This window comes from Pseudomonas sp. NFACC51 (assembly GCF_900103575.1).
GTDB lineage: Bacteria > Pseudomonadota > Gammaproteobacteria > Pseudomonadales > Pseudomonadaceae > Aquipseudomonas > Aquipseudomonas fluorescens_Q.
This window is the reverse complement of the sequence record NZ_FMXH01000022.1, coordinates 29895-48568: the sequence shown is the minus strand read 5'-3', so window position 1 is coordinate 48568 and position 18674 is coordinate 29895. Positions and strand designations below refer to the sequence as shown.

Annotated in this window: 13 protein-coding genes, 1 pseudogene and 1 riboswitch; of the genes and pseudogenes, 7 read left to right on the top strand and 7 right to left on the bottom strand. The window is 62.1% G+C overall.

Annotated features, from left to right (window positions below; genetic code table 11):
* Positions 1-149: 149 nt before the first annotated feature.
* Both BLT00_RS32695 and BLT00_RS32690 read right to left on the bottom strand, forming a co-directional pair.
* Positions 150-893, bottom strand: coding sequence for a methyl-accepting chemotaxis protein (locus tag BLT00_RS32695; RefSeq protein WP_371856178.1), 744 nt, complete (start codon positions 891-893; stop codon positions 150-152).
* Between the two features lie 114 nt (positions 894-1007).
* Positions 1008-1208, bottom strand: a pseudogene (locus BLT00_RS32690) (HAMP domain-containing protein); the annotation flags it as partial.
* Positions 1209-2505: 1297 nt separating this feature from the next.
* On the opposite strand from BLT00_RS32690, the gene BLT00_RS29185 reads away from it, so the two are divergent.
* Complete coding sequence (locus BLT00_RS29185; protein WP_092149017.1) at positions 2506-3321, top strand: M48 family metallopeptidase; 816 nt, start codon at positions 2506-2508, stop codon at positions 3319-3321.
* 140 nt (positions 3322-3461) lie between these two features.
* Here the strand turns inward: BLT00_RS29185 and BLT00_RS29180 are convergent, their stop codons facing one another.
* The 3 genes from BLT00_RS29180 to BLT00_RS29170 all read right to left on the bottom strand — a co-directional run bounded on the left by BLT00_RS29180 (position 3462) and on the right by BLT00_RS29170 (position 6317).
* Positions 3462-4046: a TMEM165/GDT1 family protein gene (locus tag BLT00_RS29180; RefSeq protein ID WP_063322901.1), complete on the bottom strand. Its 585-nt coding sequence runs from the start codon at positions 4044-4046 to the stop codon at positions 3462-3464.
* A gap of 89 nt (positions 4047-4135) precedes the next feature.
* A riboswitch (yybP-ykoY riboswitch) is annotated at positions 4136-4256 on the bottom strand.
* Positions 4257-4308: 52 nt separating this feature from the next.
* Positions 4309-5307: a class I SAM-dependent methyltransferase gene (locus BLT00_RS29175; protein ID WP_092149016.1), complete on the bottom strand. Its 999-nt coding sequence runs from the start codon at positions 5305-5307 to the stop codon at positions 4309-4311.
* 44 nt (positions 5308-5351) lie between these two features.
* Positions 5352-6317: a 2-hydroxyacid dehydrogenase gene (locus BLT00_RS29170; protein ID WP_092149014.1), complete on the bottom strand. Its 966-nt coding sequence runs from the start codon at positions 6315-6317 to the stop codon at positions 5352-5354.
* A 220-nt stretch (positions 6318-6537) separates the two neighbouring features.
* Between BLT00_RS29170 and BLT00_RS29165 the strand changes: the two genes are divergently transcribed.
* A complete protein-coding gene (locus tag BLT00_RS29165; RefSeq protein ID WP_063322898.1) occupies positions 6538-7167 on the top strand; it encodes a LysE family translocator in 630 nt (209 codons plus the stop codon).
* On the opposite strand, the gene BLT00_RS32300 is transcribed toward BLT00_RS29165, so the two are convergent.
* Complete coding sequence (locus tag BLT00_RS32300; protein WP_256572800.1) at positions 7151-7279, bottom strand: hypothetical protein; 129 nt, start codon at positions 7277-7279, stop codon at positions 7151-7153. The two genes, BLT00_RS29165 and BLT00_RS32300, sit on opposite strands and share 17 nt — an antisense overlap.
* Before the next feature lie 271 nt (positions 7280-7550).
* Between BLT00_RS32300 and BLT00_RS29160 the strand changes: the two genes are divergently transcribed.
* The 5 genes from BLT00_RS29160 to BLT00_RS29140 all read left to right on the top strand — a co-directional run bounded on the left by BLT00_RS29160 (position 7551) and on the right by BLT00_RS29140 (position 16488).
* Entirely contained in the window at positions 7551-9233 is a 1683-nt protein-coding gene (locus tag BLT00_RS29160) for a fatty acid--CoA ligase (protein WP_092149012.1), read from the top strand.
* A 288-nt stretch (positions 9234-9521) separates the two neighbouring features.
* A complete protein-coding gene (locus tag BLT00_RS29155) occupies positions 9522-11414 on the top strand; it encodes a DUF1302 domain-containing protein (protein WP_092149010.1) in 1893 nt (630 codons plus the stop codon).
* 25 nt (positions 11415-11439) lie between these two features.
* Positions 11440-12804: a DUF1329 domain-containing protein gene (locus tag BLT00_RS29150; RefSeq protein WP_003197892.1), complete on the top strand. Its 1365-nt coding sequence runs from the start codon at positions 11440-11442 to the stop codon at positions 12802-12804.
* Between the two features lie 366 nt (positions 12805-13170).
* Positions 13171-15906, top strand: coding sequence for a winged helix-turn-helix domain-containing protein (locus BLT00_RS29145; protein WP_092149008.1), 2736 nt, complete (start codon positions 13171-13173; stop codon positions 15904-15906).
* Between the two features lie 81 nt (positions 15907-15987).
* A complete protein-coding gene (locus BLT00_RS29140; RefSeq protein ID WP_063322893.1) occupies positions 15988-16488 on the top strand; it encodes a methylated-DNA--[protein]-cysteine S-methyltransferase in 501 nt (166 codons plus the stop codon).
* A 79-nt stretch (positions 16489-16567) separates the two neighbouring features.
* Here the strand turns inward: BLT00_RS29140 and BLT00_RS29135 are convergent, their stop codons facing one another.
* Entirely contained in the window at positions 16568-18472 is a 1905-nt protein-coding gene (locus tag BLT00_RS29135) for an alkaline phosphatase D family protein (protein ID WP_092149006.1), read from the bottom strand.
* Between the last annotated feature and the right edge of the window lie 202 nt (positions 18473-18674).

The following is an 18674-nucleotide window of genomic DNA, read 5'->3' as shown; positions in this document are numbered from 1 at the left end:
AGGCGTAGTGTCAGTCGCTTCGATGTTGGCTGAACCGACGCCATCGCGAGCAAGCTCGCTCCCACAGTTGTTTTGGGGTGTTCGCACTGTCGGCGTTCCACCGCCAATCCCTCTGTGGGAGCGAGCGTGCTCGCGATGGGGCCTTCGGATCAGACCCTGAACTGATTGATCAGCCGCCGCTGCTGCTCCGCCAGTTTGGTCAACCCGGCGCTGGCCGCGCTGGATTCGTCGGCGCCGCTGGCGACTTCGTTCGCCACTTGCCCGATGTTGATCACGTTACGGTTGATGTCGTCGGCTACGGCGCTTTGTTCCTCGGCGGCGCTGGCGATCTGGGTGTTCATGTCGTTGATCACCGACACGGCCTGGGTGATCGTTTCCAGGGCCTGGGCCGCTTTCGCCGCATGCTGCACGCTTTCGTCGGTGCGGGTCTGGCTGTCTTCCATCACCCGCACCACATCCCGGGTGCCTTGTTGCAACTGTTGGATCATCGTCTGGATTTCTTCGGTCGCCTGTTGCGTCTTCTGCGCCAGGTTGCGCACTTCATCGGCGACTACCGCGAAACCACGGCCCTGTTCACCGGCACGGGCGGCTTCGATGGCGGCGTTGAGGGCGAGCAGGTTGGTCTGCTCGGCGATTCCGCGAATGGCGGTGAGGATCGCGTTGATGTTCTCGCTGTCCTTGGCCAGCGTCTGTACCACGCCCACCGCCTTGCCGATTTCCACGGCCAGGGCACCGATGGAGGTGGAAGTGTCCCGCACGATCTGCATGCCCTGGCTGGCAGCCTGGTCTGCATGGCTGGCGGCCTGGGCAGCTTGGGTCGCGTTGCGGGCCACGTCCTGGGCGGTGGCGGTCATTTCGTGCACGGCGGTGGCGACTTGATCGATCTCTGACATCTGCTTGTGCACGCCCTGGTTGGTGCGGATCGCGATATCGGCGGTGTGCTCCGACGAATCGCTGACGCTCTGCACCGAGGTCACCACCTGGGTGATCATGCCCTGCAACTTGCTCAGGAAGGTATTGAAGCCCCTGGCGATCGCCCCCAGCTCATCGGCGCGGTCGCTCACCAGGCGGCGGGTCAGGTCGCCTTCGCCCTGGGCGATGTCATCGAGCATCGCCACCATTTGCTTGAGTGGTCGGGCAATGCCGTGGCCCACCAGCCAGATCACCAGCAGACCGATGCCGGCAATCACCAGGCCCACTATCGCCATGCCGAAGATGTCGGCCTGGCGCTGGTGGTCGAGGTCTTTCTGCAGCGCTTGCAGGTCGGCCATGACCGCGTTCAGTGGCAGCTGCAACATCAGCGTCCAGCGGGCGTTGGTCTCGCCGATGCCGAACGGCATGTACACCTCGATATGCCCGTGTGCTTCGTCGATGTCATAGCGCACTTCGCCGACGCCCAGCTTGGCGAGGTTATCCAGTGCACTGGCGTCCAGCAGGTCGCTGGCCTTTTCTCCGAGTTTGCTCGGGTCCTTGGTGAAGGCCACCAGTCGATTGTTGCTGGAGAGCAAGGCCATTTCCCCGGCGCCGTCGTACAACTTGCCATCGGCGGCCACGAGCATGTCCTGGATGAAGTTCACCGACAGGTCGGCGCCGACGATGCCCTGGAACTGGCCATCGATCATGATCGGTTCGATGAACGAGGCGAGCATGGTCATCGTGCTGCCAACGCGATAGGGCGCCGGGTCGATCACGCAGGCTTTCTTGCTGTCCTGGGAGCACAGGTAGTACTCACTGGCGCGGATGCCGGTGGAAAGTAGTTTCTGGTCGGTCACGTCGGCGAGCTTTTCCAGGCCCAGGGAGCCGTCCTGGTTACGGAACCACCACGGCAGGAAACGCCCGTTGGTTTCCATGCCCACCACCTGGCTGTTCACATAGTTGGCGTCGTCGTGGTCGATGGCGTTCGGTTCCCAGGCGATGTAGGCACCGAGGATCTTCGGGTTGCGCACCACGGTTTCGCGCAACAGGCTGATCATTTGCTCGCGGGGCACCTTCAATTGCGGGTTGCCGTCCGTGCCGTTCATGCCCATCAAGGCGTTGCTGGTGGCCAGGCCGCGGGCGAGTAGCAGCGGGGCTTCCAGTTCCCGCTGGATCAGGCTCGCCTGGGTGCGGGCCAGGGCAGTGAGACGTTGTTCGATGAGTTGTTCGAACTGGGCCTTGGTCCGCTGTTGCACCATGTCCTGGGTGCGCGCGCCGACAAACAACGCGTACAGCACGAGGGCGCCCACCACGCTGAGCACGATGGCACCGGCCAGGGCGGCCACGGAAAACTGGATCGATCTGAATTTCATAAAGGCTCCGGACGCGGAAATGACGTCTGGAGCCGTTATCGGCGTTTCTGTGGCGCGGCATGAGGCGCTGTTCGTCGGGTGACTGTTTTAGCTGCGTAGGTGTCGCAAATGGACTGGGTGGGGTCTGTCCGAAAAACCTGTAATCCTTCGTTATGTATCTGGCGCCGATACAGATCAAGGCCTAGGATACGCCCACGTTTCCAGGGAGCTTTTTTACATGAACAAGACATTGATGGTGAGTGCTCTGAGCGCGGCGCTGCTGCTCACCGGTTGCCAGTCGGTCAATACCACCAGCGGCGGAGCCGTGGGCGTGGAACGCAAGCAGTACATGTTCAGCATGCTGTCGACCGATCAGGTCAACCAGATGTACGCCCAGTCCTATCAAAAGACGATGGGCGAGGCCAAGGCCCAGGGTGCGCTGGACAAGACCAGCAACGATGCCAAGCGCATCCAGGTCATTGCCGATCGCTTGATTGCCCAGGCGCCGATGTTCCGCCCGGATTCGGCCCAGTGGAACTGGGAAGTGAACCTGATCAAGAGCGACGAGCTCAACGCCAATTGCGGCCCTGGCGGCAAGATCATGTTCTACACCGGCCTGATCGACCAGTTGAAGCTGACCGACGCTGAAATCGCCGCGATCATGGGCCACGAAATCGCCCACGCCCTGCGCGAGCACGGGCGCGAAGCGATGTCCAAGGCCTATGGCATCGAGATGGCCAAGCAGGGCGCTGGTGCCTTGTTCGGCCTGGGCCAGGACAGCCTGGCGTTGGCCGATACCGTCGCCAACTATGGCATGACCTTGCCCAACAGCCGTGGCAACGAGAACGAAGCCGACCTGATCGGCCTCGAACTGGCCGCCCGCGCCGGCTACGACCCGAACGCGGCGATCACCTTGTGGAACAAGATGGCCAAGGCCTCGGAAGGCGCGCCACCGGAGTTCATGAGCACCCACCCGTCGTCGAGCAGCCGTATCGCTTCATTGCAGGCGGCGATTCCGAAGGTGATGCCGCTTTATCAGCAGGCCAAGAAGTAAGCATCGTCATGCGGTAAAAGCTGTTTTTTGTGGTGAGGGAGCTTGCTCCCGCTCGGTCGCGTAGCGGCCGCAAAAGCTTAGGGCTGCTTCGCAACCCAGCGGGAGCAAGCTCCCTCGCCACAGAACCTGCATCAACCTGATCAAACCCACCCGCTGCTCTGCATCGCCTTGTACACCGCCACGATCGCCAGGACGAAGAATGCCGAGGCGGCTAGGCGGCGGATCAGGGCCAGGGGCAGTTTCTCGGCGGCGAAATTGCCCGCCAGGACCACCGGCACGTTGGCAATCAACATGCCCACGGTGGTGCCGATGATGACCAACCACAACTCCGGGTATTGCGCGGCGAGCATCACCGTGGCGATCTGCGTCTTGTCGCCGATTTCCGCGAGGAAGAACGCAATGAGCGTGGTCAGGAATGGCCCGAACTTGCGGGCCGTGTTCGCTTCCTCATCGTCCAGTTTGTCCGGGACCAGGGTCCACAGCGCCGTGGCGGTGAAGCTTGCCGCCAGTATCCAGTGCAGCACCGCATCGGAGAAAAATCCACTGACCCAGGCCCCTACTGCCCCGGCGGCTGCATGGTTGGCGAGTGTTGCGGCAATGATGCCGGCGATGATCGGCCAGGGTTTGCGAAAGCGAGCGGCCAGGATAAGTGCGAGCAATTGCGTCTTGTCGCCAATTTCGGCCAGCGCAACGATAGCGGTAGGTACGAGGAGTGAGTCCAGCATCAGGAATTCCTAAAGGGGCGGGTCGACACGGCTATGACACGTACAGCCTTCCCGCCCCGGGTAAGGTGTGCGTGTCATAGGTCTTGTCAAACCCAGCGACCATCTGCGTGGACGCTTGGGCCGCATACGCCATGGTCTGCTGACCAAGTATGTTGACGTATGCCGGGCGAGCATGGCGCTCGCGGGAGACTACTCCCCTAGGACGGAGCGGATTCTGCCTAGGCAAATCCGATTGGGCAAGTGCTGTTTTTTAAAAAAGGTTTCAGCCGCGCTTGGCCCGGTAGATGCGAAAACCCTGGCCCTCGGCCTTGATCGCACACACGCCCAGATGCTCTTCGATCAGCGGTTGGTACTTGAGGAAACTGTTCGCCACCAAACGCAGTTCGCCACCATTTTTCAGATGTTTGGCCGCTTTTCGCAGCAGGTTTTCCGTTGCGTGGTAGTCGGTATGCACGCCGACATGGAATGGCGGGTTGCTCAAAATCGCGCTCAAACCCATCGGCGCGGCGTCGATCCCATCACCAGTCAGCACCTCGGCTTCCAGACCGTTGGCAGCCAGGGTCAGGCGACTGCTGGCGGCGGCGAATGCGTCCACGTCCAATAGGGTGACGGTGTTGTGCGGGTAGCGCCGCTTGACCGCCGCCCCCAGCACCCCGGCACCGCAGCCGAAGTCGAGCAAGTGCCCGCTGGGCAGTTTATCCAGGTGTTCCAACAGCAGCGCACTGCCGCGATCCAGGCGACCGTGGCTGAACACCCCCGGCAAGCTGATGACCTTCAGCGGGCCTTCGGCCAGGGGCAATTCGTAGGTCTGGGCCAGGCTTTCCAGGGGCTTGGCCTCGGGCGCGTTGGCGACGGTGACTTGCCACAGTTGGCAATGCCGCGCACTGTCGAGCTTGCGTGGCTTGCCGAACGGGTTGAGCTGCTTGGACGCGCCTTCGATGCCGCTGCGCTTTTCCCCCACCAGGTACACCTCGCGACCGGCCAGGCGCGCCGCCACGGCATTGAGGAGGTAGTCGGTCAGGTCCTTGGCCTTGGGCAGGAACACCACGGCGGTGTCGAACCCACGCTCGGGCACGGTCACGCCAAAGTGGCTGCGCTCGGGAAAGCGAGCGTCCAGCGCCGCCTGATCGCCGGCATGCCAGCACCAGCCATGGGCCTCTGGCAAACGGCCGAGCAGATCGTCGGCGGGCAGGCCGGCCAACAACACCGAACCCCGGAATAACTCGGCCTGACGAAGCAGTACTTCACTGCGCGGATCCATGGTCTGCTCCTTGATAAAGCGGGTAAAAAAAGTGCCGCAGTTTATCAACTGACGACACGCCGCGCTGTACCGCTGAAAAAGCCCTGGGCGTTTTCACTCATTTGCCCGACGATCCGTTGCCGCGCCTCGCGGCTGCCCCAGGCGTTGTGCGGTGTGACGATCAGGCGTGGAATATCGCCGGCCAGCAGCGGGTTGCCTTGGGCCGGCGGCTCCACGCTGAGCACGTCGGTGGCGGCGCCCCCCAAGTGACCGTTGCGCAGGGCTTCGGCCAGGGCCTGTTCGTCGATCAGGCCGCCACGGGCGGTGTTGACCACGAATGCGCCGGGCTTGAGCTGCGCCAGTTCGCGAGCGCCGATGAAGTTCCGCGTGTGCTCGTTGAGCGGGCAGTGCAGGGTCAAGGCATCGACTTGCGGCAACAACTGCTCCAGCGGCAAGCGGTCGGGGCGGGCCGGGCGCCCGGGGATCTGCCCCAGCAGCACACGCATGCCAAAGGCTTCGGCCAGCCGCCCGACGGCGCTGCCCAATTCACCATGGCCCAGCAAACCCAGGGTCTTGCCTGCCAGCTCGACAATCGGATAGTCCAGCAGGCAGAACTGCGAAGCCTGTTGCCAGCGACCTTCACCCACCGCTTTTTGATAATCGGCCAGGCGCGTCGCCAGGTTCAGCAACAGCATGATGGTGTGCTGGGCCACCGACGGTGTGCCGTAACCCTGGCAATTGCACACCGTGATCCCATGGCTGCGGGCGGCGGCCAGGTCGACATTGTTGGTGCCGGTGGCGCTGATCAGGATCAGCTTCAGTTCGGGGCTGGCCGCCATGGCCTGTGCATCGATCACGATTTTGTTGGTGATCGCCACGGTGGCGCCCTTGAGCCGCTCGATGACCTGCTCCGGCGTGGTCCGGGCGAACAGTTGCAGGTCGCTGAAGCAGTTGCGCAGCGGGGCCAGGTCCAGGTCGCCGAGGTCCAGGGAAGGGTGGTCGAGGAAGACTGCGCGGGCGGTGTTCGTCATCAGCTGTACCTTTTATCTCAAGAATCGAAGGCGTAATGTGGCGAGCCTACCAGATGAAATGCGGCTGTGGCGGTGTGTATCCGTGGCGAGGGAGCTTGCTCCCGCTGGCCTGCGAAGCAGGCCCCAGTACACGGCATGCGACTGCTATGCAGTCGAGCGGGAGCAAGCTCCCTCGCCACGGGATTTCATCCAACAAAAGATTGTCGCAAGGAGCTCCACCATGTACCTCGCCGAATTCCTCACCGTCGCCCTGATCCACCTGCTGGCCGTTGCCAGCCCCGGGCCGGATTTTGCCGTGGTGGTGCGCGAAAGCGTGACCCATGGCCGGCGTGCCGGGACCTGGACGGCGCTGGGCGTCGGCACGGCGATTTTCCTGCATGTCGGGTATTCGCTGTTGGGTATCGGCCTGATCGTGTCGCAATCGATCGTGCTGTTCAACGCGCTGAAATGGGCCGCCGCTGCGTACCTGCTGTACATCGGCTTCAAGGCACTGCGGGCGCAACCGGCCAAGCCCACCGAGGACAACCTGCACAAGGAGGCCGGTGAACGTACTCCTCGCGGCGCGTTCACCTCGGGCTTCGTCACCAATGGCCTGAACCCCAAGGCGACGCTGTTTTTCCTGTCGCTGTTCACCGTGGTGATCAACCCACACACGCCGTTGGCCGTCCAGGCCGGTTACGGTGTGTACCTGGCGGTGGCGACGGCCGCCTGGTTCTGCCTGGTGGCGCTGCTGTTCAGCCAGCAACGGGTGCGCGCCGGTTTTGCGCGCATGGGCCACTGGTTCGACCGGACCATGGGCGCGGTGCTCGTCGCCATTGGGGTGAAGCTGGCGTTTACCGAAGCGCATTGACCGTTGCGCGCTGTCCTTTGATCGCTTCCACGCGGATGGAAGGGGCCACGATCGATACAAGCAGCGCAGCTTGAGGCGCGGTGGCCTGGGAAGAGGTCAGTTCGGTGTTCATTATTTTCTGTCAAAAAGTGGTGGCATGCTGGAGACCTGCCAGGGCATTTCCCCGCAGGTTTTTGTAACAAGCGTGATACCTGTGCTCGCTGTTGGATCCCGATGAGACAAGGTTTGGTTGCGCCATGTTTGCGAAAACCTGGGGGGCGAGATGGCTCAAGGCTAGTATTTGCGCGCGGATCAAATCATTCCTTTGGCTGATTTGATCTGTGTACAAGCGCTCTAGAGTGCTTGCTTCCAGCCAAGACCGTGCAGTCAGAAAAGGGACTCTTATGTTGCAGACTCGCGTTATTCCCCCAGCCGAAGGCGCCTATCAATACCCGCTGCTGATCAAGCGGCTGCTGATGTCCGGTACGCGTTACGAGAAAACCCGCGAGATCATCTACCGCGACCAGTTGCGCTACAGCTATCCGACGCTGATCGAACGGGTCGCGCGCCTGGCCAACGTATTGACCGAGGCGGGGGTCAAGGCTGGCGATACCGTGGCGGTGATGGACTGGGACAGCCATCGTTATCTGGAATGCATGTTCGCGATCCCGATGATCGGCGCGGTGATCCACACCATCAACGTGCGCCTGTCACCGGAGCAGATCGTCTACACCATGAACCACGCCGAGGACCGCTTCGTGCTGGTCAACAGCGAGTTCGTCGGCTTGTACCAGGCGATAGCCGGGCACCTGACCACGGTGGACAAGACCCTGCTGCTGACCGACTTGCCGGAAAAAACTGCCGAGCTGCCGAACCTGGTGGGTGAATACGAGCAATTGCTGGCCGCCGCGGCGCCCACCTACGACTTCCAGGATTTCGACGAAAACTCCGTCGCCACCACGTTCTACACCACCGGCACCACGGGCAACCCCAAGGGCGTTTACTTCACCCATCGGCAACTGGTGCTGCACACCATGGGCGTGGCGACCATCATGGGGGCCATCGACAGCGTGCGGCTGCTGGGCACCAACGACGTGTACATGCCGATCACGCCGATGTTCCACGTCCATGCCTGGGGCCTGCCCTACGTGGCGACCATGCTCGGGCTCAAGCAGGTCTACCCGGGGCGCTACGATCCCGAATTCCTGGTCCAGCTGTGGCGCAAGGAAAAGGTTACCTTTTCCCATTGCGTGCCAACCATCCTGCAAATGGTCCTCAACGCCAAGGGCGCCCAGGACACCGATTTCGGCGGCTGGAAGATCGTCATCGGCGGCAGCGCCCTGAATCGCAGCCTGTACGAAGCGGCCAAGGCGCGGGGCATCCAGCTCACTGCCGCCTATGGCATGTCGGAAACCGGCCCGCTGGTGTCTTGCGCCCACCTCAACGAGGAACTGATGGCCGGCAGCGAAGACGAGCGCACCACCTACCGGATCAAGGCCGGCGTGCCAGGCCCGCTGGTGGAGGCGGCGATCGTCGACGCCGAGGGGCGCTTCCTGCCGGCCGACGGCGAGACCCAGGGCGAACTGGTGCTGCGCGCGCCGTGGCTCACCGAGGGCTATTTCAACGAGCCGCAGAAGGGCGCCGAGCTCTGGGCCGGCGGCTGGCTGCACACCGGCGACGTCGCCACGCTGGACAACATGGGCTTCATCGACATCCGTGATCGCATCAAGGACGTGATCAAGACTGGTGGCGAATGGATCTCCTCCCTGGACCTGGAAGACCTCATCAGCCGTCACGTGGCGGTACGCGAAGTAGCAGTGGTCGGCATCCCCGATCCGCAGTGGGGCGAGCGACCGTTTGCCCTGCTGGTGATTCGCGAAGGGCATGAGATCGGGGCTCGCGAACTCAAGGAACACCTCAAGCCGTTCGTCGAGCTGGGGCACTTGAGCAAGTGGGCGATCCCGAGCCAGATCGCCCTTGTTACGGAAATTCCCAAGACCAGCGTCGGCAAGCTCGACAAAAAGCGCATCCGCGTCGATATCACCGAATGGCAGAGCAACAACAGCACCTTCCTGTCCACGCTTTAGGCCTTTTTGCCGTGCCCGAAAGGGCACGGCAGCCCCACCAAGCAAGCGCTTGACTTGTCAAACCGTAAATTTCAGCCATCCTTGCCGTGCCGACACCTGTCGGCCTGGCGAAAGGACTGTCCCAGAGTGGTTGAGGGCTGCAAATCACACTTTAGAGGGATCAAGCCGTACTACCTGCTGGCTATAGTCCGCTCATGGGATTTTCGAAATGGGACGTACGTGCCAGTACGGCGAAGGGTTTCTGGAAATGTCCACTGCCATAACAATAAAACACATGGAGTTGCGTCGATGACCTCAGCAAACACTTTCTGGCGCCGGGCAAAACTGCCTCTGGCCGTCAGTCTTGCCTCCTCGCTCGCCGGCCCGGCATTCGGCGTCAGCTTCAACATCGGTGAAATCGAAGGCCAGTTCGACTCGTCCCTATCGGTGGGGGCGAGCTGGTCCACGGCCAAAGCCAACAAGAACCTGATCGGCGTAAACAACGGCGGTCACGGCCTGTCCCAGACCTCAGATGACGGCCACCTTAACTTCAAGCGTGGGGAAACCTTTTCGAAGATATTCAAAGGCATCCACGATTTGGAGCTGAAGTACGGCGACACAGGTGTGTTCCTACGCGGCAAGTACTGGTACGACTTTGAACTCAAGGATGAAAGCCGTCCGTTCAAGGACATCAGCGACAGCAACCGCAAGGAGGGTGCGCAGTCATCCGGCGGGCAGATACTCGATGCGTTCATCTATCACAACTATGCCGTCGCCGATCAGCCGGGTTCGGTGCGCCTGGGCAAGCAAGTGGTCAGTTGGGGTGAGAGTACGTTTATCCAGAATGGCATCAACGCCATCAACCCGGTCGATGTGTCTGCGTTCCGTCGCCCGGGCGCCGAGGTCAAGGAAGGTCTTATCCCGGTCAACATGTTTTATGTGTCCCAGAGTCTGACCGACAATTTGTCGGCTGAAGCTTTCTACCAGTTGGAATGGGACCAGACCGTTGCCGACAACTGTGGCACGTTCTTCTCTCAGCCGGACGTTATCTCCGATGGTTGCGACAATAACCTGCGGGTGCTGAGGCCGGGCTCCGCAATCCCGGGGGCAGTCATGCCAACGTTGGAAGCACTGGGCGTGAATGCAAACGAGGAAGGGGTTCTGGTCCGCCGAGGCCCCGACCGTGATGCTCGTGACAGTGGCCAATTTGGTGTGTCCTTCAAATACATGTTCGAGCCGCTGGACACTGAGTTCGGCGCTTACTTCATGAACTACCATAGTCGTGCGCCTATTTTCAGTGGTCGTGGCGCGCCGGCGGGTGCTTATAACCCGGCAACGTTGGTGGGGTCGCTGATTGGTGCCGGTATTCCTCCCGCTGTCGCGGTCGGCTTAGCTCCGAGCTTGTTGCCGATGGTAGTGGCGGGTAATTCAAGCTACTACGTCGAATACCCTGAGGATATCCGCCTGTACGGCCTGAGCTTCTCTACTACGTTGCCCACGGGCACCGCGTGGAGCGGTGAAGTCAGCTATCGGCCAAATGCGCCGGTCCAGCTCAACACTACCGACATCCTATTCTCCGGGTTAACGCCTTTGAACCCTGATGTTTCTGTGCTTCCAGGACAGCCAGGACAAGATCAGCCGGGCTACCGTCGTAAAGAAATAACCCAACTACAAACGACGTTCACGCATTTCTTCGACCAAGTGATGGGCGCTGAGCGACTGACTTTGGTTGGCGAGGTCGGCTTTACTCACGTCGGCGGTCTGGAGAGCACTTCCAAGGCGCGTTATGGTCGTGACCCTAGTTACGGCCCTGGTCCACTGCCAAATGGCCAATGCGAGATATTGAACGGCTCCACCCTGGGAAGCGGAGCGCAAAACAACCTCAGTCGCTATTGCGAAAACGACGGTTACACCACCGCCAACTCTTGGGGCTATCGCGGTCGTGCCATCTGGGATTACAACGACGTATTTGCCGGCGTGAACCTCAAGCCCAACGTGGCCTGGTCTCATGATGTGAAGGGTTACTCGCCAGGTCCTGGCGCCAACTTCGAGGAAGGCCGCAAGGCTGTGAGCCTGGGTATCGATGCCGAGTACCAGAACACCTATACCGCCAGCCTGGCCTATACCAATTTCTTCGACGGCAAGTACACCACTGTGGACGACCGGGATTTCGTGGCACTCAGCGTCGGCGTGAACTTTTAAGCACCGTATTTCAGGACGACACACTATGAAAATAACAAAGAATCTGTTGCAGGCCGGTGTTCTGGGGCTCTCCCTGCTGGCCGCCAGCGTCATGGCGGCAGTGCCCGCGGCCGAGGCCGATAAACTGGGCAAGAGCCTGACGCCGATGGGCGCCGAGATGGCCGGCAATGCCGACGGCTCGATCTCGGCCTGGAAACCCATGGCCAAGAATGCCGGTTCCGTGGACAGCAAGGGCTTCCTCGCCGACCCATACGCCAGTGAAAAACCGCTGTTCACCATCACCGCGCAGAACGTCGACCAGTACAAGGACAAGCTCGCGCCGGGTCAGTACGCGATGTTCAAGCGTTATCCGGAAACCTTCAAGATGCCGGTCTACCCGACCCATCGCGGTGCCACCGTGCCGGACGAGGTGTTCGCCTCCATCAAGAAGAACGCGGTCAACACCAAGCTGGTCTCCGGCGGTAACGGCCTGGAAAACTTCGAGACGGCCGTGCCGTTCCCGATTCCCCAGAGCGGTGTGGAAGTCATCTGGAACCACATCACCCGCTATCGTGGTGGCAGCGTAACGCGCCTGGTCACCCAGGCCACCCCGCAGCCCAACGGTTCGTACAGCCTGGTGTACTTCCGCGACCAGTTCGTGTTCCGCGACAAGATGAAGGATTTCGATCCGGCCAACCCTGGCAACATCCTGTTCTACTTCAAGCAGCAAGTGACCGCGCCGGCGCGCCTGGCCGGTGGTGTGCTGCTGGTGCACGAAACCCTCGATCAGGTGAAGGAACCGCGTTCGGCGTGGGTCTACAACGCTGGTCAGCGCCGTGTGCGCCGTGCCCCGCAGGTGTCCTACGACGGCCCGGGCACCGCCGCCGACGGCCTGCGTACCTCCGACAACCTGGACATGTACAACGGCGCGCCGGATCGCTACGACTGGAAGCTGGAAGGCAAGAAAGAGCTGTACATCGCCTCCAACAGCTACAAGATCGATTCGCCGCAACTCAAGTACGCCGACATCCTCAAGGCCGGCCACATCAATCAGGACCTGGCACGCTACGAGCTGCGTCGTGTCTGGCACGTGACCGCGACGCTGAAGGAAGGCCAGCGCCACATCTATGCCAAGCGTGACTTCTTCATCGATGAAGACACCTGGCAAGCGGCGGTAATCGACCATTACGACGGCCGTGGCCAACTGTGGCGCGTGGCCGAGGCCCATGCCGAGAACTACTACGACAAGCAAGTGCCGTGGTACGCCTTGGAAACCCTCTACGACCTGCAGTCCGGCCGCTACCTGGCGCTGGGCATGAAGAACGAAGAGAAATCGGCCTACGACTTCGGCTTCACCGCCACCACCGCCGATTTCACCCCGAACGCCCTGCGTCAGGACGGCATCCGCTAAACCGCTGCATCCGAGGCCGCATCCTCGAAACAACGCCCCGACTGGTTCGGGGCGTTTTTTTTTGTTCGATCAGTCAACACAAAACCCTGTGGCGAGGGAGCTTGCTCCCGCTGGGCTGCGCAGCAGCCCCAAACCAGCCTTCTCATTCTGTCAGGTACAACGCAGTCGCTGCCTTGCGGGTTGCTTCGCAACCCAGCGGGAGCAAGCTCCCTCGCCACAAGAGCGGTGGCTGCCTGAATTTTTTCAAGTCGGTCGGCTTGTAGTCTTTTTGTAGCCATTTGTAGCACTCCCTTCAATACCTCCTCGTTTACCGCTAGTCTGCGGACATCTGCAACGCCGCCACCCGCATTCCTACAAGAGCCGGCCATGACTGATTTGTCTTCACTTCCGGATTCTGCCCGCGCAGCCATCGCGGTACAGGACGGGCGTTTCTACCGCCCGCCCTTGCCCGACGGCCATGTTATGCGGCCGCGGTTGTGCGAGCGTTTGAGCGCAGGGCTCGGAGGCAGGTTGCTGTTGGTCAGTGCCCCGGCGGGGTTCGGTAAAAGCTCCCTGGCGGTGGAGTTCTGCCAGAGCCTGCCGGCCCATTGGCAAAGCCTCTGGCTGGGGCTCAGCGCCCGGGACAACGATCCAGGCCGCTTCCTTGAACGGTTGCTCGAGGGGCTCCAGGCCTTTTTCCCGCAACTGGGCGGTCGGGCGCTGGGGTTGCTGAAAATGCGCCAACGTCATCAACCCTTTGCCTTCGAAGAATGGCTCGACGGCTTGCTGGACGAACTGTCCACGCACTTATCGCCCCACGAGCCCTTGCTGCTGGTGCTCGACGATTACCACTTGGCCCAAAGCCCGGTGCTGGATCGCTGCCTGCAGTTTTTCCTCAATCACCTGCCCGACGGGTTGCTGGTCCTCGTCACCAGCCGCCAGCGCCCGGACTGGCATTTGGCGCGCCTGCGCCTGTCGCGGCAGTTGCTCGAACTCAATGAGCAGGACCTGCGCCTGACCCATGAAGAAGCCTTGACCCTGCTCCAGCATCACAGCAGTTCGTTGCGCGGTGAGGCGCTGGAAAATCTTATCCAGCGCAGTGAAGGTTGGGTGGCCGGGCTGCGTTTCTGGTTGCTGGCCGCCTCCGAAGCCGGTACCGAAGGCCTGCTGCCCCAGGCCTTGCACGGCGGCGAAGGGCTGATTCGCGATTATCTGCTTGAAGAGGTCATCGACTGCCTGCCCGCCGAGGTGCAGGCATTTCTCTACGACACGGCCCCTCAGGAACGCTTTTGCAGCGAACTGTGCGACGCCGTGCGCGAGGCCCATGACAGCGCCGAAATCCTGCGTTACCTGGCGGCCCACCAGGTGTTCCTGGTACCGCTGGACGAGCACGGCCATTGGTACCGATATCACCACCTGTTTTCCGACCTGCTGCGCAGTCGCCCCAGCGCACCGGCCATGGTCCCGGCCGCGACCCTGCACCTGCGGGCCTGCCGTTGGTTCAACGCCCAGGGCCTGATCGACGAAGCCGTGGAGCAGGCGCTGCGGGCCGGGCATCTGGACGTGGCGGCGAACCTGGTGCAGAACCTCTCGGAGGAGCAACTGCTGGCCGAGCAGAACGTCGGCATGTTGCTGCGCTGGAAAATGGACTTGCCCGACAGCCTGCTCATCAGCACCCCGCGGCTGATCGTGCTCTACAGCTGGGCGTTGGGGCTGGCCTGCCAGTTGGACGCTGCCGAAGAGCTGGCGGCGCACTTGAGTCGTTTCCTGCCGGCCCCCTCGGCCACTGCGCAAAAATCCATGCTCGCCCAATGGCTGGCCCTGAGCGGGATCATCGCCCGTGGCCGGGGGGATCGCGAGACCACCGTGCGGTATTGCAGCGAAGCTTTGGAGAGCCTGCCGCAAAAACGCTACGGCCAGCGCCTGATGTGCCTGTCCACACTGTCGAACCTGGCGATTGCCGACGGCGACCTGTGGCGCGCCCGGAACCTGAACCGCGACTCCCTGGAGCTGGCGCAACGGGTCGGAAATCCACTGTTCGAGGCCCTGGCCCATTATGATCGTGCCCGGGTCCTGCAGGCGCGGGGAGAGATCCTGCGGGCGCTGGATGAAGTGCACCAGGGCCTGCAACGTTTGCACAAGCTGTCGCCCCAGCGGCTTTATGCGGTGCGGGCGCGCTTGATCATGTACGAAGGTTTTTTGCTGACCTTGCGCATGCAGCCTCAGGCCGGCCTTGCGCGCCTGCAGGCGGGCCTCACCGAAGCCCGCGCCTGCCGCGACATCAGCGTGCTGATCGGCCATTGCGTGATCGCGCGTATCGAAGGCTACAGCGGCGAGTTCGCCCGGGCCTTCGCCGAACTGGCGGAAGCCGAGCGCCTGATGCACATCTGGGACGTTCCGCCGATCTACTATCTGGCGATGATCACCCTGGTCAAGTGCGAACTCTGGTTGGCCCAGGGTCGTACCGACCTGGCCGAAGCCTGGCTGGCCCGGCTGGGCCAGACCTACACGGGCGAACGGGCTGCCGCGCCACCGGAATTCCACCCGCAACTGCCGCTGCATGTCGAGTTGCAACAGGCGGTGCTGGAGTCCATCCGGGGCCAACCGATACTCGCGCAAGGACGGCTCGATGCCTTGCTTGAACACGGTCAGCAAAGTGGCCGGCAGATGCTCAGCGTGATGGCGCTCAACCAGAAAGTCGCCTTGCTGCTGAGCATCGGGCGTGAAGCCGAAGCCCGTCGCACCCTGGCCCAGGCTTTCGAAGCTGCCAGCGGCGGGGTGTTGCAGCCCTTCGAGTGGTTGTTCGGTGAGCACCGTGAATGGTTACGCGAACAACTGCTGCAGGCACCGCCCAGTACCTTGCGTGAGCATCTGCTCGAACGCCTGCCCTCGACGGTGGCCCAGCCTGCCGACCCGGCGGCGCCGGTCGAAACCCTCAGCAGTCGCGAGCGGGCGGTGTTGCAACTGATTGCCCAAGGCTGTTCGAACCAAGAGATCAGCGAGCAATTGTTCATCTCGCTGCACACGGTCAAGACCCACGCCAGCCATATCAACAGCAAGCTCGGTGTGGAGCGTCGCACCCAAGCAGTAGCGCGGGCGAAGGCGTTGGGGTTGTTGGGCTGAGTAAGATATTGCGGTCGGTGAGATCCCCGTGGCGAGGGAGCAAGCTCCCTCGCCACAAAGGCTTTGACAAGGAATCCCTCGATGTTGCCTCTGTACAAAACCATCCAATCCCCTGTCGGCCAACTGATCCTCGTCGCCCGGCAGACACGGCTGGCGGCCATCCTCTGGGAAAACGAGCGGCTCAATCGGGTGCGCCTGGGGCCTTTGGAGGAGGACACCCAGCATCCGGTCCTCAAGGAAACCGAGCGTCAGTTGCTGGAATACTTCGCTGGCCAGCGCCGTCGTTTCGAGCTGGAGCTGGACTTCGCGGGCACTGATTTCCAGATCCGGGTCTGGCAAGCCCTGTTGACCATCCCCTTTGGCGAAACCCGCAGCTACCGCGACATCGCCATCCAGGTGGGGCAACCCACGGCGGTCCGGGCGGTCGGCGCCGCCAATGGCCGCAACCCCATCTCGATCATCGCCCCGTGCCACCGGGTCATCGGCAGCTCCGGCAGCCTTACCGGCTTCGCTGGTGGCCTGGCGGCCAAACAGTTCCTGCTGAGCCTTGAAGGTCAGCAGTCGCTGCAATTGGTGTTCTGACTGCCACTTCCCTGTGGGAGCGAGCTTGCTCGCGATAGCGAATTGTCAGCTTGCGTAGGTGCTGGCGGTGCCAGCGCTTTCAGGTCGGTGGTGATTTTGGGGGCAGCATCCGCGTCGGCGGTTGGCCGTTGGCATTGTGCTGGTAGATCTGCGCGGGCTGGCCCTGTTCATTGAAGAACACCTGGCCAATGCCGGCGCTGTTCCACAACCGTTCACCCGCTTCGGCGTGTTCCGGGGTGTGGGGGACGATGCGCATGCTGCGGCGCTTGGTGAACCAGTTCAGGGGCGAGCGTGGCGAGTAGAGCCAGCGGTTCAGGCGATCGAACCATTCCAGCAGCGCAGGGGGAAATTCATTCTTGATGCCGCTGCTGGTGATCTGCCAGATGCGCGGGCCGCCCTTGCGGTGCGGGATCAATACTTCGTATACGAAGCAATAGTGCACGTCCCCGGACAGCACCACGTAATTACCGGGCGTACGTGAGTGGCGGAAAATGTTCAGGATCACCTGGGCAGCGCCGCGATGGGCCATCCAGTTTTCCGCATCCACCAGCAGTGGATAACCGCACCAACTGAACACCCGCTGCACGGTCTCGATCAGCTTCACACCGAAGATCGGCGCCGGTGAGACGATAATCGCCGACGGGTGATCCAACAACTCCTGCTGCAACTCGCTCAGGGCTTCCCAATCCAGCAGGCCGGAAGGTTGCTTGAGGTTGTTCTCGCTGCGCCAGCGGCGGGTGCGGGTGTCAAGCACCACCAGGGCCGGGGTACTCGGCAGCACGTAATGCCATTGTTGGAAACCCAGCAGCGTGTCGATCAGTTGGTCCTGGGGTTCGCTGTCGAGGTAACGGTCTCGGGCGGTGTCGCTCAGGGCCAGGGTTTGCGGGAGCACGTCAGCGAAGGCATCGGGGTTGTTACCCCAGCCCTGGCAGAGCATGTAGGCGATCAACGCATTGCCGATGATGCGTTTGGAGAACGGATGGCCGTAGGCCGTTTCCTCCCACTGCGCAGACAGGTTCCAGTCATCGGTAATGTCGTGGTCGTCGAAAATCATCAGGCACGACAGGTGCGCAAACACTCGCGCCACGCCGCCCAGCCCGGTCTTGAACGCATCGATGCGCTGCTGTTCCAGGTCGTAGCGCTGGCGCCGTTCGACGGTCAGTTCGGGCGGCTGCACGGTGATCAGCGTCCAAGGCACGGGCGACCACACTAGCAGGTACATCGCCATGACCTCGGCGAAGGTCACCAGGTGATTGTCGGCACTGCTGCTGGTGAAAATCGGCTTGCGGGCCCCGCCGAAAAATCGCTCGCGCAGGGTTTCGTTACTCTCCAGTGCCGGCAACAAATCGGCACGATGGTAATAACTGGCCGGGTGCCGATAGAGCTTGGCGCTGTCTTCCACCACGGCACCTTCCAGGCATTCCTCGAACAACCCCAGGCATTCGATCAGCGCATGAATCGCCCGCAACATGGGCCCGGCGACGTCGTCGGCATAGACCTGGTCGCCGCTCATCATCAGCAATGCCGGGCGTTGCTCAGGGGCTTGCGCCAACAGCCGGTCGACGCAGAGCAGGCCGTCGTTGGCTGGGTAATGGGGTTTGCGGCAAGAGCCGTGGACCAGTTGCTCGATGCGCGAATGCAGTATGAAATTCGGGCACTGTGCGCCGTCATACAGCAGGTGCGGCGCCCATTCGGCGATGGGCGCGCCGTCCACCAGCAAGTCGTAGTCAATCGTCACGTCCCGGGGCAGGGGGCTGGCGAGCCGTACATCGATCAAGTGCACAAACGCCCGCTGGCCCACCGGCACCACGGTGCAGCGTGTCGCATCCAGTGCAAGATCACCCACGCCGGCCACGCGCAACGTCATCGCCAATGCTCGCGTGCCCACCAGCCACATCACCAGCCGCGTGGGCTCCAGCCGTCGCAACAGTGGGCCGACCAGGACGGCGGGCAGGGTGGTGATATCAGAAGTGGATGGCAGCATTCGCGGGTAAAAGCTCTGTTCAGGGAGAGGCGGGGGATCATAACGCAATGTGCCGGGTTGCTGGGGACAGGGAGGCGTTGTGGTAACTCTGTGGCGAGGGAGCTTGCTCCCGCTGGGCTGCGCAGCAGCCCCCAAAAGTTTGCCTGACACACCGCGGTATCAGGTTTTGGGGGTGCTTCGCGCCCCAGCGGGAGCAAGCTCC

Excerpts from the sequence above, each read along its gene's own strand:
- BLT00_RS32695 (WP_371856178.1), bottom strand. The coding sequence starts at position 893 with ATGTCAGAGATCGATCAAGTCGCCACCGCCGTGCACGAAATGACCGCC.
- BLT00_RS29170 (WP_092149014.1), bottom strand. The coding sequence starts at position 6,317 with ATGACGAACACCGCCCGCGCAGTCTTCCTCGACCACCCTTCCCTGGAC.
- BLT00_RS29165 (WP_063322898.1), top strand. The coding sequence starts at position 6,538 with ATGTACCTCGCCGAATTCCTCACCGTCGCCCTGATCCACCTGCTGGCC.
- BLT00_RS29155 (WP_092149010.1), top strand. The coding sequence starts at position 9,522 with ATGACCTCAGCAAACACTTTCTGGCGCCGGGCAAAACTGCCTCTGGCC.
- BLT00_RS29180 (WP_063322901.1), bottom strand. The coding sequence starts at position 4,046 with ATGCTGGACTCACTCCTCGTACCTACCGCTATCGTTGCGCTGGCCGAA.
- BLT00_RS29175 (WP_092149016.1), bottom strand. The coding sequence starts at position 5,307 with ATGGATCCGCGCAGTGAAGTACTGCTTCGTCAGGCCGAGTTATTCCGG.
- BLT00_RS29150 (WP_003197892.1), top strand. The coding sequence starts at position 11,440 with ATGAAAATAACAAAGAATCTGTTGCAGGCCGGTGTTCTGGGGCTCTCC.
- BLT00_RS29185 (WP_092149017.1), top strand. The coding sequence starts at position 2,506 with ATGAACAAGACATTGATGGTGAGTGCTCTGAGCGCGGCGCTGCTGCTC.
- BLT00_RS29135 (WP_092149006.1), bottom strand. The coding sequence starts at position 18,472 with ATGCTGCCATCCACTTCTGATATCACCACCCTGCCCGCCGTCCTGGTC.
- BLT00_RS29145 (WP_092149008.1), top strand. The coding sequence starts at position 13,171 with ATGACTGATTTGTCTTCACTTCCGGATTCTGCCCGCGCAGCCATCGCG.
- BLT00_RS32300 (WP_256572800.1), bottom strand. The coding sequence starts at position 7,279 with ATGAACACCGAACTGACCTCTTCCCAGGCCACCGCGCCTCAAGCTGCG.
- BLT00_RS29140 (WP_063322893.1), top strand. The coding sequence starts at position 15,988 with ATGTTGCCTCTGTACAAAACCATCCAATCCCCTGTCGGCCAACTGATC.
- BLT00_RS29160 (WP_092149012.1), top strand. The coding sequence starts at position 7,551 with ATGTTGCAGACTCGCGTTATTCCCCCAGCCGAAGGCGCCTATCAATAC.